We start from the raw sequence: 12570 nt of genomic DNA, 5'->3' as shown, positions 1-12570 counted from the left end.
ATTTAGGTGAATGAAAACAGTGATCAAGAGGCTTTTCCAGCCTGTCGGATAAAGCAGGCTGAATATTTTAAGATTCTGCTCTTGAATCGAAAATCCTGCGAAACCAGATCATTTTCGTCGGCAGCGCAAAAGCGGGCCGATGATCAGAGCGGAGGCGCAGGTTTCCGACGCGTCTCCATCCCATGTTGCTTTACGGAGGATATGGCTATGAGAAACGAACTTGACTTCGCCCCCCTTTATCGATCCAGCATCGGCTTTGACCGTGTCTTCAATCTCCTGAACAATGCGCAGCGCCTGCAGGCGATCGATGCCTGGCCGCCCTATGACATTGTCAAGACGGGCGAAGACGACTATCGCATTCAGATGGCAGTGGCCGGCTTCGCCGAAGGCGACCTCGACATCACCCAGGAGCGGAACGTCCTTCTGGTGAAGGGGCAACGGGCCGAAGGGAAGGACGGCGAATATCTGCATCGCGGCATCGCCGGGCGCGCATTTGAACGCCGCTTCGAGCTCGCCGATCACGTCAGGGTCGAGAATGCCTCGCTGAGGCATGGTATTCTCTCGATTGCGCTGAAGCGTGAAGTGCCCGAAGCCATGAAACCGCGCAAGATCGTTATCGGTGACGGCTCCTTTCAGCAGGCGCCTCTTCAGATCGAATCCGAGCGTCAGGTGGCTTAAGGAGAGCCTCTCCATGAAGTCCCGGATAAAGCCGTTTATCGTAGAGATCAGGAAACGTCGCGGAAGCAGCGCAAAAAACGCGGCAAAGTCTCTGTTTTCGAAATCGTTAGGCAAGCTCCGCAACGCGGACGCGCTTTCTGAAGCGCGATCCTGAACAGGGCTTCCATGTCAACAAGGGCCGGCGCCATGTGGCCGGCCCTTGTGCACGAACGAGGTGGACTGAGATTGTGCTCCCCTCGAACTCTCTTGCCGCAATCCCGGCTCAATAAGCGTAGCCCTCTTTCGGCGCTCCTGCAGGTCCACCTGCATCAGACCGCATCCGGCTGGGTGCGCAGATTGGTAACGACGCGCCGGTTCTGCACCTTGCAGGAGCGCTCTGTGCAGTCGCGGACTTCGCGGTCGTTGCCGTAGCCCTTGGCCCACATGCGCTTGGGGTCCACGCCCTTTGAGGTCAGATAGGCCATCGCCGCATCGGCACGTTTCTGCGAGAGCGTCTGCATTTGGGCGGCGGAGCCGGAATCGTCGGCAAATCCCTGAAGCTTGAGCAGCCAGGTCGGGTTCTTGTTGAGCCAGGCTGCTTGATTATCCAGAGTGGCCATGGCGACGGAATCGAGCGCGGCGGAGTCCTGTTTGAAGTAGATCCGTCGGCCGACACTAAGAATGAAATCCTCCTCGCTGCCCGGCGCTACACTCTCGAAGCCGGGGGCGGGGTCGTTGGTCTGCCCGGTCATCGGCACCGCCGCCGGTTCTTCCAGGGAGGCGACCTCGGTGGTGGAGCAGGCGGCGAGCGCCAAGAGCATGGCTGCGCCAGCGAGGCGCTTGGTGTATCCGATCATCGCAGACATAGGGGTGATATTCCTCATTCGACCGGAGTTGTTTCGCTAACCTGAGTGGCGCCCTCAGCCTGGTCGGCAATATGCGGCAGAACCTGTACAGCAGTTCCAATGGGGCAGCGCTGATAAAGATCGATGGCGTCTTCATTGAACATGCGGATACAGCCGCTGGAGGCGTCCTTGCCGATGCTCCATGGCTCCAGCGTGCCGTGAAACCGATAGCCGGTGTCGACGCCGTCGCGATGCAGATACATGGCGCGGGGGCCAAGCGGATTCTTCGGTGAGCCACCCGAGACGAATTCCGGCAGTTCGGGATGGCGTTTGCGCATCTCCGGCGGCGGCGTCCAGCGCGGCCAGAGCGATTTGGCGTCGATGGTGGCGCGGCCAAACCATTTGAAGCCTTCGCGGCCGACCCCGACTCCATAGCGGATGGCGGTCTTGTTCTCCATGATCAGGTAGAGAAAATGGTGCCTTGTATCGACGACAACGGTACCAATCGGTTCGCTGCTGAAATATTTGACGACCTGGCGGTGCCAGCGCCTGTCGATTTTAGCGAAATTGGTGCTGCGAAACGTCACGCCGTTGTCGACGGCTGCGCCATCGAAATAAGAAGATGCCGCGGCGGCTGCCGGTTTGCTGACGGCGCTGGTCCCCAGCAACGCCAATCCACCAAGCATAATACTTCTGCGAGTCCACACCATCGGCTAAACTCCCCCTGAAAGACAACAAGCGAAGTGCAGTAAACCAGATTTTTTATTTGTCTCAATAGGAAACTCCTCTTCCGATCAAGATCGATAGGGAATTTTGGGGTCTCCTGAACCTGTATTGCTTCGCTCGTTACCCCGGGCGGGAGAATGTTATGCCGACTGCGTACGGGTCCGGAAATCGACAGGAGGCGCGGCCGGAGCCTGCATCGCAGGTGTCCCGTGCCAGCGTTCCAGTGTCGATGCTGCGTGCAACCTCTTCGCGAACGGCCGTCACCGCCAGATCATCGAATAAAAGCTGACAAAAATAATCACCTTATGTTGACAAGCTCTATTTCGCTCCATAGGTTCCGCCCGCATCCGTGACGTAGGGACCAAGCAATGGCGCGTGTTTTTTTGAATGTTTCTAATAATGTATCGCGAATTTACAGAGAAAGTCTTTTTGCGACGACCGCGATCCTCCTGATCGGCATTGCAGCATCGCCGGCTGCTGCCCAGAGCGCCTCCGCAGGTGACACCGCGACGACGCTGGAGCCAATCGTCATTCAAGGTGCATCCTCTGATAGCAAGGCCGACCGGACGTCGGTCACCGCCAAGAACAGCGCCGGCGCGACCAAGATCAGCACGCCGCTCGTCGAGACGCCACGTTCCGTTTCGGTCACCACCGAGAAGGAGATCGAGCAGCGCGGCGCCCAGACAGTCATCGAGGCGGTGCGTTATACGGCCGGCGTGACGACCGGGCCGAACGGCTTCGATCCGCGTTTCGACCAGATCTACATTCGCGGCTTCAACATCACCACAGTCGGAGACTTTCGTGACAGCCTGCGCCAGCCCTACATCAATTACGGCATGTTCCGCACCGATCCCTATCAGCTGCAGCGCGTCGAGGTGATCAAGGGACCGGTTTCCGTTCTCTACGGCGCGGGATCGCCGGGCGGCCTGATCAACAAGATATCGAAGCTTCCGACCGAGGAGCCGATCCGCGAAGTCGGCATCAGCTACGGCACTGAGGACCGGCTGCAGGGGATGTTCGATTTCGGTGGGCCGATCGGCGAAGGCAAAGACGATTTTCTCTATCGCATCGTCGGCCTCGCCCGCCGCGGTGATACCAATTTCGACATTGCCGACGACCGCTATTTCCTGGCGCCGTCCTTCACCTGGAAGCCCGACGAGGGCACGATGTTCACGGTGTACGGCCTGGCGCAGTCGGACGAGACCGACTCCAACGTCGGCGCGATCACGACCTTGGACGGGAAGATCCACGAGCTCAGGGAGAGCGATCCCGACTACGACGACCAGAAGGTCAGGCAGCAGCAGGTCGGCTATCAGTTCGAGCATGAATTCGACAACGGCCTGACCTTCCGGCAGAACCTGCGTTACTCGCATCTCAATCTGGAGGCTCGCTATCTCGGTGTTACCGGCTGGACCGGGACCGTCGCGCATCGTGGCACAAATGCGATCCGCGACGAAATGAACGTGTTCCAGGTCGACAACCAGCTCGAATCGAAGTTCGACACGGGCCCGTTGGCCCATACGATGCTGTTCGGGCTCGACTACACCAATCTCCAGTCGAGCTTTGGCTACGGCGCCGGCGCTGCCGATCCGGCGTTCGACTTCGATATCGCCAATCCGACCTATGGTGTCTCGGGCGCCACGCCGGACTACAGCATCCTGGCTTCCGATGCCGACATGCGGCAGGTCGGCATTTACGCGCTGGACCAGATCGAGGTCGGGAACTGGCGGTTCAACCTCGGCGGCCGGCAGACCTGGGTGAACCAGACGCGCGATGCGATTTTGCCCGCGGTCAGCTCGGAGGAGGTCGATAAGAACGCCTTCTCCTGGCAAGCCGGTGCCCTCTACCTCTTCGACAACGGCATTGCTCCCTTCGTCTCCTACGCCACCTCGTTCGATCCGGTGACCAACCGTTCGACCTCAGGCAAGATCCTGGCGCCGACAGAGGGTGAACAGTACGAGGTAGGTGTGAAATACCAGCCGCCGGGCTCCGACATCCTGCTGTCGGCCATTGCCTATCACATCGTCGAAAAGAACAAGCCGGTGCTGGTCGACCCGCTGTTGTTTGCCTATGGATCGATCGGTGAGGTGACCGGAAAGGGTATCGAACTGGAAGCCCGCGCGGCGGTAGCCGATGGCTGGGATCTCATTGCGGCCTACACCTACAACCATTCAGAAGTGACGGGAGGCGGCGAAAACGAGGGCAATACGCCAGCCCTCACACCTTCACATGTCGCCAGCCTCTGGGCCAACTACACGTTCCAGGAAACCAACCCCTTCCATGGCCTTTCCGTCGGCGCGGGTGTCCGTTATGTCAGCGAGAATTGGACGGATACGGCGAATACGTCAAAGAACCCCTCGAGCTTCTACATCGACGCGTCCGCCGCTTATGACTTCGGCGCGGTCGACAAGAAATACGAAGGCCTGACTGCAGCCTTCAATATCCGCAACATCGCCGATGAACGCGATACCGTTTGCAACGAGGGCTTCTGCTACCTCGGCCAGGGTCGCAACATGACCGGCACCCTGAAGTATCGGTGGTAGCACCATGGCGGCGGAGATGAACGGGGCGGCCTCACGCCCTTCGATCGCCGATCATCCTGTCGCCCACCAGGCGGTCGACCTCGACGGCCTGGTGGGCGATGGCCCGTTCGCCTATTGCCGCGGCAAGCTGCTTGCCTCTCCGCCGCCGGCCGGGATTGTCATTCCCTGCAGGGATCTTGGCGACCGCGACGTCTTTGACGGCATCATCGCGCGCTATGCGCAAAAATTTCCGGGCAGCGACCGCCGTGCGATCGTCTCCATGTGGACGCTCTATTATTTCAGCATGCTGACGATCGCGCCGACCGTCCATATGTTCGTGAACCGCATCGCGCTGCCGCTGGAGATGGACCGGCTGTCGCTGGTCTGCAATGGTGAGACAGGCGAGCCGGACGCATTCGTGATGTCCGATCGGCCGGAGGCTGCGGCCGATCCGGCTGCCGAGCTTCACCGGCTGATGCTCGGCCATGCCGAACCGGTCATCGCGGCGATCGCGGCCAATGCCGGCGTGGCGCCGAAGCTTCTCTGGAACAATGCCGCGGCATATCTTTCCTGGATCCTGAAAGAGATCGCCCACCGCCACGAGCCCGCTCTCGTCGAAGGCGGTCTGGCGCTGCTTGACGAAGCCGCATGGCCGTGCGGCCGGCGCAATCCGATGTTCGGCATGATCCGCATCGCGCGCCAGCAATGCGGCCTCGAATTTGCTCGCCGCAAAGTCTGCTGCCTGCGCTATAACCTGCCTGATGTCGGCGGCTGCGGCGAAGCCTGTCCGCTGCCGGACGGGCGGCATTGACGCCGCTCGTCATGCGGCGGCGTTTGAAATGGTTTTTGACTGCTCGGCATATCTTGAGGGCGGCAATCCGGCAAAGCGCGTAAATGCCGTGCTGAACGCGCTTGCGGAGCCATAGCCGACGCGTTCGGCGATCTCCTGAATGCCGATATCCTCCTGGCTCAGCAGGTTTTTGGCGAGCGCCATGCGCCACGATATCAGATATTCCATCGGCGCTATGCCCACAGCGCGACGAAAGCGATTGAAAAACGCCGACCGCGACAGGGCAGCCTCGCCGGCAAGCTGCTGCACCGTCCATTCCTTGGAGGGATTTTCATGCAGCCGACGGATAGCCACAGCAAGGCGTGGATCGCCTAGGCCACGCAGAATTCCAAGCGGCGCCTTCTCCCCAGCATTCGAGCGCAGCGCCTCGACAAGCAATACTTCCAGCAGCCGCGCCAGGATCATGTTCTTTCCCGGCCGCTCGGCGCGGGCTTCGTCAGTGACGAGCTGAACGATGGCCGACAGTCTGCTGTCGCCGCGGATATGGATGATCCGCGGCAGCAGGGAAACCAGCAAAGTCGCATCGGGCGAGCCGAAAGCGAAGTGGCCGACCAGCAATCGTGCATTCGGAGCCCCTTCGGGATCGCCGTGACGCGTTTCTACAGGCAGCATGGTGACGGTGAGGGGATCGATGCCGGGGGACAATCCGTCGTCGAGGCTCGACATCGTGAAGGCATGGGCGGCCGGGATCAGGATGAAGTCGCCTTCGCGCAGCGTGAGCTGCTTGTCCTCCGCGCTCAGCCGCGCATAACCCTCCAGGACGACGCAGTAGAAAGGCTGGCCCGTCTCCTGGCGCTCAACGCGCCACGTCCCTGCGCCACTGACGAGCTTCGAATAGCGCGCCGCCGGCTGCAGCAGCGTGACCATTTCGGCCAGAGGGTCGCTCATCGATACTCCTGATAATGAAACAAGGACGATGCATGATATTCAGTAGCGGCATCGCCGTCTACATCTATCGCTGTCAGCAAGGATAGGAGACAGATATGAAGACCGTTCTCGTTACAGGATGCTCGTCGGGGTTCGGGCTGGAAATTGGCAGGTTCTTTCTCGCGCATGGCTGGAAGGTGATCGCCACCATGCGAATGCCGCGCCAAGACCTTCTGCCGATCTCGGACCATCTCAAGATCGTTGCGCTTGATGTCACGAGCCCTGAAAGCATCCGCGCTGCTGTTGAGACCGCTGGTCCTGTGGATGTGCTGGTCAACAACGCCGGCATCGGTTGGCTCAACGCCGTTGAGGGAACGCCAATGGAGATCGCTCGCGATGTTTTTGAGACGAACACTCTCGGAACGATCGCGATGACGCAAGCGGTTCTGCCGCAGATGCGGGAGCGGCAGGAGGGGGTCATCGTCAACGTCACGTCGAGCGTGACGCTCAAGTCGCTCCCGCTCCTCTCGGTCTATACGGCCAGCAAAGCTGCGGTGAACGCGTTCACCGAGTCTGTCGCGCTCGAGCTCGAGCCCTTCAATGTGCGCGTGAGGATCGTGCTCCCGGGGCGCGCGCCGGAGACTCGGTTCGGCGATACGGCGCGCTCACGGATTCAACAACAGGGCGGCTTCCCGGAGGCTTATTCGTCGGTCGTCGCAGACGTATTCGCTTCGTGGGAGCAGCAGTCGGCGACCGCTCTGACACAGCCCGTCGACGTCGTCGAGGCAGTATGGCGCGCTGCGACCGATCCTTCGTGTCCGTTGCGCATCCCTGCAGGCGTCGACGCCGAAGCATTGGCGGTATGAAGGCGGCGGCCCCTTAAGGTCGCCCGCGCAGAACGAACAGCAGCATCGGCGCCCCAACCAGGGCCGAGATCAAACCCGCAGGGACCTGGTAGGGAAAGGCGATCATGCGGCCGGCCCAGTCGGCGATGACGAGCAGGGTCGCGCCGATCAGCGCGGCGGCGAGGAGCTGGATGGAGGGACGGCGAAGTCCGAGGCCATGGGCGAGGTGGGGCGCCATCAGTCCGACGAAGCTCAAGGGGCCGACGACGAGCGTGGCGGCGGCCGTCATGATCGCCGAAAGCCCAAAGAGGACGCCGCGTGCCGGAGCGATCCTGAGGCCGAGTTCACTCGCCGTTTCCGAGCCGAGCTGCAGCAGGGCGAGCCATCGGCTGGCGAGAAAGGCCGCGATGAGGCAGGCAAGCGCAATGATGAGGGCGCTTGCGGCAACGTTGTTGTCGACGAAATAGGTCGAGCCCGACATCCAGCGGATCAGCGCCAGACCGCGCGGATCGCCGCTGGCCGCCAGCACGCCGATCCCGGCGTCGAGGATCGCGCCGAAGGCGATGCCGGCGAGCAGCACGCGGTTCGGGCCGAAGCCCGAACGGGCGCTCAAGAGGAAGATCAGCAGTAGAACCGCAAGCGCGCCGCCGCCGGCAAAGGCAAGCTGCACCGTCAGTCCTGGCGCGGCAAAGGCGAACATGGCGGCCGCGACGCCGAGCGTCGCTCCGGCCGAAACCCCGAGCACTTCGGGGCTTGCCATTTCGTTTCCGGTCAGCCGCTGCAGGATCAGCCCGGTCACGCCGAGCACGGTTCCGGCGCCGAAAGCTGCGGCGACGCGCGGCAGGCGAAGGGGAAGGATGTCATCCCACGCGGCGGCCGGCAGCCACGCCCAGGCGCCGTCCGGCGCGCGTCCGAAGAAGATCGCTGCCGCTGCCAGCGCGGCGACAGCGAGAAGCAGCAGGCCAAGCGATACCGTTCTGTTGGCGACGGCAACTCTTGGCGAAGCCATGCCTGGCGGCGTGCGGCTGGCGGTGGCAAGGCGCGGCAACAGAGCGATCAGGATCGGTCCGCCGAGCAGCGCGGTTACTGCCCCTGTCGGCACGAAGTCGCCGGGGGCAAGGAGCTTGATCGCCTCGTCGGTCAGAAGAAGAAGGCCGGCGCCGGCAATGGGCGACCAGATCAATTGGCTGACGACGCGGCGTGCGCCGGCCAGCCGAACGATCTGCGGGGCGACCAGTCCGATGAAGCCGATAACGCCGACGGCACTGGTGACCAGCGCGCTCAGCGCAATTGCGATTGCCAGGATGACGCCGCGCGACCATTTGATCGGCAGACCGAGGCTCGTCGCGCCGGCATCGCCGAGCTGGCTCAGCGCCAGCGGCCTCGCGGCGAGAAAGGCAAGGCCGGCGAGGAGGGCTACCTTAGGCAGCAGCGATATCGGGATCGCCCAGCTTTGCTGCGAGAGCGATCCAGCGCCCCAGATGAAGATCCCGGAGAGATATTGATCGTTCATCAATATCAGGATGGCCGCCGCCGCTCCGCACCACAGGCCGATGATCATGCCCGAGAGGATGAGGGAAAAGGGCGAGAAGCCGTGCCGGGCGCTGATCGAGAAGATGGCGAAGGCGGCAGCGGCACTTCCGGCAAGCGCGACCGCGTCGCGGCCCCATCCCGTCAGCGAGGGGAAGGCGAGCATGACGGAGACCAGCGCCAGATTCGCCCCGGCCGAAACGCCAAGCGTCGTCGGCGAAGCGAGCGGATTGCGCAGCACCTGCTGCAGGATCGTGCCCGACAGCGCGAGGGCGGCGCCGGTGATCAGGGCCGTCGCCATGCGCGGAAGCGTCGAATAGAGAAGGAGAAGGTGCTGGGCGTCGTATCCGCCTGATGTCTCCAGATGCGGCAACGCCGGCAGCAGGTCGAGGAGAGCCAGGCCGAGGCCGGAAAACAGCAGCAGCGCCGCGAGGGCGGGCGCGCCAAAGCCGGAAATTTGCGCTTTCATCAGGCAGCAGTCTCCAGAACGCCGACCATCAAAGTCGAAAAGCGCAGGGCTTCCTGGACCATTCCAAACATCAGCACGCCTGGAACGACCGAGATCCGCTGCCGCCGGACGAAGGGAAGGCTGGTCCAGAGCGGGCTTTCGGAAAGCCGGGTCAGGACATCGGGCGGAAGCAGTGGCGAAACGACAACAAGATGCGCCTCTTCATCGAGTTCGGCGAGCTGTTCTAGGCCGATCGTCTGAAATCCCCAGTAGCTCGCCTCGCCTTTCCAGGCGTTCTCGATGCCGATCCGGCGCATCGCGCCGCCGTAAAGTCCGGGGCCGCCATAGATGCGCGCATGCCTCTGGTCGATGAAGTTGATGACGGCGACCGGGCGCGTGGACAGGCCTTTCATTCGGTCGCGCAGCCGGCCGAAGGTGGCGTCGGCGCGGGCGAGATATGCCTCCGCTTCCCTCTGCCGCCCGATCATGGCGCCGAGACGCAGTGTTTCGGCGTAGGAGCGGTCGAGCGCTTCGCCATTCTCGGCATAGACGGTGAAGATTTCCACTGGCGCGATCCGGGATAGTTTTTCGTCCAGCGCCGCAAGGAAAGGCGTAGTGAGGATGAGCGATGGCCTGAGGCTTGTAAGGACTTCGAGATTGATCTCGGCTGTGGTGCCGATATCGACGACGCCTGAGGGCATCGCCGGCTCGACCACCCATTCCGACCAGTTCCTGAGGGAAGCGATTGCGCGCGGCACGCTGCCGAGCGCCAGCATCGTCGATGCCAGTCCGTAATCGAGTGAAACGACGTTGGCATCGCCAGCGCGTGCGATGGCGGGGCCGCCGGTCATTGCCAACGCGCCAAGAAGAAAGTCTCGTCGTCTCAAAGCGCGGTCCTGCTCAGCTGCGTCTCCATGAGCGGTTTGACCATGAACAGGCACGGATGATCCTCATGCCAGAGTTTTGCAAAGACTTCGGCCCTGATGAAGCCGGTCCGGTCATAGAAGCGCCGCGTCGCCTCGAATTGCGGCTCGTCGCGGCCGCGCGGCGCCAGCGTCTTGACCGTCAGCAGCCGGGCGCCCGATTCATGGGCGAATCGTTCGGCCGCATCGACGAGATGGCGTCCGGCGCCGCGGCCGTGATATTCGGGCCGGGTCGCAATGAGCGCGATCTCGACGGCATCAGGCAGGTGCGGCTTCAGGGCGATCATGGCGGTGACGACATCCGCCTCGATATATCCGAACACCGGCAGTTCCTCGACCGCCCGGGCGCTTGCCTCGATGACCTCGGGTTCCGAAAACCAGTCGGGCAAAGCCCCCATGATCGATCGGCAGAGCTCCGCCTTGCCGGTCAGAATCTCGACTGTTCGTCTCATTTTTTCTCGCCTTCACTCGGTCGATTTAAACTTGACTCCTGTTATCACCTTAAAATAGACACTGCAATCACATCGTGTAGCTTCCTTCGATAAAGGAATGCCAAGACCGCACCGACCAGCAACGACAGAGCCTGATTTTCCATTTGTAAAAAAGGTACAGGACAATGCGAGCATCGCATCGTGATGTGAACGGAAATGCCGTGGTCAACGCCATGATCGAAAACAAGGACAAGCTCCTCAAAACGATTGAAAGCGTTATCAAATCAAGGTCATATTCTGAGGATATATTTCAGGATGGTGTCATCAAAGCTTATGGGGTCAATGTCGAGGGCGTCCGTTGCCCGATCGGCTATGCCTTCCGGATGGTCTATAACCTCGCACTCGACGAGAGCCGCCGGCGCCGCCAGCAGATGAACAACTATAGGTCGATCGACCAGGTTCAGGAAATGACGGCGCCCATTCCCACCGTGCTCGATCAACTGGTCGCCGCCGAAACCCTGCGCGACGTGCTGGCCTCGCTCGAGGCGCTGCCGAAGCGCACCAACGACGCCTTCATCCGCCATCGCCTGAACGGCGTGCCGCAGAAGGATATCGCGGCCGAGCTCGGCGTTTCCCGAACGCTCGTCAATTTCATGATCAAGGCGGCGGAGCAGCATTGCCATCTGGCAATGACCGAGCCTGCCCGCCCCGATCACGAGCGCCCGCGGGAAATCACCGCTTCGCGGCGTGCAGCGCCTGCTGCAAATCGTTCCACAGCAATTCCGGCTCTTCCAGCCCAACAGCGAAACGGATCGTCTGCTCGCTCACGCCGAACCGGATGAAGGTGGTCATCCGGTCGGGGATCTGCAGCGCGACCTTGGCCGGAACCACCAGCGTTTCCGGCCCTCCCCAGCTGACGCCGAGGCGGATCTCGCGAAGCGCGTTGACGAAGCGCGCGACATCGATATCGGGCGTGAGGTCGAAGGCGAAGAGCCCGGCATAACCCGTAAGCGTCGCCCGCCCGGGATGGTCCTGAAAGGCCGGGTGGCGGACACGCGCGATGCCGGGATGCTGCTTCAGCCGATCGGCGAGCAGAAGCCCGCTGCGCTCGTGCTCCTTGAGGCGCACCCGCAGCGTGCGCATGCCGCGCAGCAGCAGCCAGGCCTCGAAGGGCGCGAGCTTGGCGCCGACATAAGGGTAGGATGTCGAGTTGATCTTCGCGATCGCCTCCTTCGAGCCGACGACGACGCCGGCGACCGTATCGCTATGGCCGCCGAGATATTTCGAGGCGGCGTGGACGACGATATCGACGCCATGCTGGACCGGCTTCTGGAAAAGCGGCGTCGCCCAGCTATTGTCGATGATGGTCGTCACGCCGGCCTCTTTCGCCATGGCCGACAGCGCGACGATGTCCTGAAGCTCGAAGATGAAGGAAGACGGGTTTTCGAGATAGAGCAGCTTGGCGCCCGGCAGCGCCTTGCGCACCTCGTCATGGTCGGAGGGATCGACAAAATCGACGGTGACGCCGAGCCGGCCGAGCAGCTTCACCAGAAGGCGATAGACGTCATTATAGAGATGGCGGACGGCAACGACGCGGTCGCCCGCTTCCACCAGGCTGAGAATGGTCGAGGTGATGGCGGCCGTTCCGCTGGAAAAGGCGCGCCCATCCTCCGCGCCTTCGAGGCGGGCGACCAGCAGTTCGAATTCGCGAACGGTCGGATTGTCACCGCGCGAATAGATGAAGTTGCGCGTCCGGCCGGCGAAGACATCCTCCATCGCCTCGTAGCTATCATAGGTAAAGAGCGAGGTCTGGAAGATCGGCGGCGAGACGGCGTTGAAGGCGGCCGGATGGACGGGGGTGAAGAGATCGTCGGCGGCCGCATGGGCGCCAAGGTCGCGGGGGCTGAAGGACTGGTTCATGATAAT

Annotated in this window: 12 protein-coding genes; 5 read left to right on the top strand and 7 right to left on the bottom strand. The window is 62.0% G+C overall.

All coding sequences use genetic code 11. The features are described from left to right. Positions 1–207: 207 nt before the first annotated feature. The gene (locus tag RHE_RS28880) at positions 208–678 is read left to right on the top strand and encodes an Hsp20 family protein (protein WP_042120017.1); all 471 of its coding nucleotides are present in this window, start codon (positions 208–210) and stop codon (positions 676–678) included. A gap of 308 nt (positions 679–986) precedes the next feature. Here RHE_RS28880 and RHE_RS28875 read toward each other — a convergent pair whose 3' ends face one another. Then, positions 987–1523 carry an OmpA family protein gene (locus tag RHE_RS28875; protein ID WP_011428776.1) on the bottom strand — a complete coding sequence of 179 codons (537 nt, stop codon included), beginning with the start codon at positions 1521–1523 and terminating at the stop codon, positions 987–989. A gap of 14 nt (positions 1524–1537) precedes the next feature. Continuing rightward, the gene (locus tag RHE_RS28870) at positions 1538–2212 is read right to left on the bottom strand and encodes a L,D-transpeptidase (protein ID WP_011428775.1); all 675 of its coding nucleotides are present in this window, start codon (positions 2210–2212) and stop codon (positions 1538–1540) included. A 384-nt stretch (positions 2213–2596) separates the two neighbouring features. Between RHE_RS28870 and RHE_RS28865 the strand changes: the two genes are divergently transcribed. Next, positions 2597–4771, top strand: a complete 2175-nt coding sequence (locus tag RHE_RS28865) for a TonB-dependent siderophore receptor (RefSeq protein WP_011428774.1) — start codon at positions 2597–2599, stop codon at positions 4769–4771. A gap of 4 nt (positions 4772–4775) precedes the next feature. Next, positions 4776–5561 carry a siderophore-iron reductase FhuF gene (gene fhuF / locus RHE_RS28860; RefSeq protein WP_042120016.1) on the top strand — a complete coding sequence of 262 codons (786 nt, stop codon included), beginning with the start codon at positions 4776–4778 and terminating at the stop codon, positions 5559–5561. Between the two features lie 9 nt (positions 5562–5570). Here the strand turns inward: fhuF and RHE_RS28855 are convergent, their stop codons facing one another. After that, positions 5571–6488 (bottom strand): AraC family transcriptional regulator, encoded by a 918-nt coding sequence (locus RHE_RS28855; RefSeq protein WP_011428772.1) that lies wholly within the window; start codon positions 6486–6488, stop codon positions 5571–5573. A 95-nt stretch (positions 6489–6583) separates the two neighbouring features. Here RHE_RS28855 and RHE_RS28850 point away from each other — a divergent pair, with 95 nt between their 5' ends. Then, a complete protein-coding gene (locus RHE_RS28850; protein ID WP_011428771.1) occupies positions 6584–7333 on the top strand; it encodes an SDR family oxidoreductase in 750 nt (249 codons plus the stop codon). A gap of 13 nt (positions 7334–7346) precedes the next feature. Here RHE_RS28850 and fhuB read toward each other — a convergent pair whose 3' ends face one another. From fhuB to RHE_RS28835, 3 genes are read right to left on the bottom strand one after another with little or no spacing between them, the layout of a single operon-like run. Further along, on the bottom strand, positions 7347–9311 hold the full coding sequence (fhuB, locus tag RHE_RS28845) for a Fe(3+)-hydroxamate ABC transporter permease FhuB (RefSeq protein WP_011428770.1): 1965 nt from the start codon (positions 9309–9311) through the stop codon (positions 7347–7349). Continuing rightward, a complete protein-coding gene (locus RHE_RS28840; protein ID WP_011428769.1) occupies positions 9311–10141 on the bottom strand; it encodes an iron-siderophore ABC transporter substrate-binding protein in 831 nt (276 codons plus the stop codon). The genes fhuB and RHE_RS28840 overlap by 1 nt, the downstream gene beginning before the upstream one ends. A gap of 32 nt (positions 10142–10173) precedes the next feature. Then, positions 10174–10665: a GNAT family N-acetyltransferase gene (locus RHE_RS28835; protein ID WP_011428768.1), complete on the bottom strand. Its 492-nt coding sequence runs from the start codon at positions 10663–10665 to the stop codon at positions 10174–10176. A 164-nt stretch (positions 10666–10829) separates the two neighbouring features. On the opposite strand from RHE_RS28835, the gene RHE_RS32370 reads away from it, so the two are divergent. After that, a complete protein-coding gene (locus RHE_RS32370) occupies positions 10830–11486 on the top strand; it encodes a sigma-70 family RNA polymerase sigma factor (protein ID WP_011428767.1) in 657 nt (218 codons plus the stop codon). Here RHE_RS32370 and RHE_RS28825 read toward each other — a convergent pair. Next, complete coding sequence (locus RHE_RS28825) at positions 11377–12564, bottom strand: PLP-dependent transferase (protein ID WP_011428766.1); 1188 nt, start codon at positions 12562–12564, stop codon at positions 11377–11379. The two genes, RHE_RS32370 and RHE_RS28825, sit on opposite strands and share 110 nt — an antisense overlap. Positions 12565–12570 lie beyond the last annotated feature (6 nt).

The sequence above is a fragment of the Rhizobium etli CFN 42 genome (assembly GCF_000092045.1).
Classification (GTDB): domain Bacteria; phylum Pseudomonadota; class Alphaproteobacteria; order Rhizobiales; family Rhizobiaceae; genus Rhizobium; species Rhizobium etli.
The sequence above is the reverse complement of the archived record's forward strand: the minus strand, read 5'-3'. Positions and strand labels throughout refer to the sequence as shown.

Bases quoted from the DNA above. Each gene is read 5' to 3' on its own strand.
- RHE_RS28880 (WP_042120017.1), top strand. From the start codon at position 208: ATGAGAAACGAACTTGACTTCGCCCCCCTTTATCGATCCAGCATCGGC.
- RHE_RS28875 (WP_011428776.1), bottom strand. From the start codon at position 1,523: ATGTCTGCGATGATCGGATACACCAAGCGCCTCGCTGGCGCAGCCATG.
- RHE_RS28870 (WP_011428775.1), bottom strand. From the start codon at position 2,212: ATGGTGTGGACTCGCAGAAGTATTATGCTTGGTGGATTGGCGTTGCTG.
- RHE_RS28865 (WP_011428774.1), top strand. From the start codon at position 2,597: ATGGCGCGTGTTTTTTTGAATGTTTCTAATAATGTATCGCGAATTTAC.
- fhuF (WP_042120016.1), top strand. From the start codon at position 4,776: ATGGCGGCGGAGATGAACGGGGCGGCCTCACGCCCTTCGATCGCCGAT.
- RHE_RS28855 (WP_011428772.1), bottom strand. From the start codon at position 6,488: ATGAGCGACCCTCTGGCCGAAATGGTCACGCTGCTGCAGCCGGCGGCG.
- RHE_RS28850 (WP_011428771.1), top strand. From the start codon at position 6,584: ATGAAGACCGTTCTCGTTACAGGATGCTCGTCGGGGTTCGGGCTGGAA.
- fhuB (WP_011428770.1), bottom strand. From the start codon at position 9,311: ATGAAAGCGCAAATTTCCGGCTTTGGCGCGCCCGCCCTCGCGGCGCTG.
- RHE_RS28840 (WP_011428769.1), bottom strand. From the start codon at position 10,141: ATGACCGGCGGCCCCGCCATCGCACGCGCTGGCGATGCCAACGTCGTT.
- RHE_RS28835 (WP_011428768.1), bottom strand. From the start codon at position 10,665: ATGAGACGAACAGTCGAGATTCTGACCGGCAAGGCGGAGCTCTGCCGA.
- RHE_RS32370 (WP_011428767.1), top strand. From the start codon at position 10,830: ATGCGAGCATCGCATCGTGATGTGAACGGAAATGCCGTGGTCAACGCC.
- RHE_RS28825 (WP_011428766.1), bottom strand. From the start codon at position 12,564: ATGAACCAGTCCTTCAGCCCCCGCGACCTTGGCGCCCATGCGGCCGCC.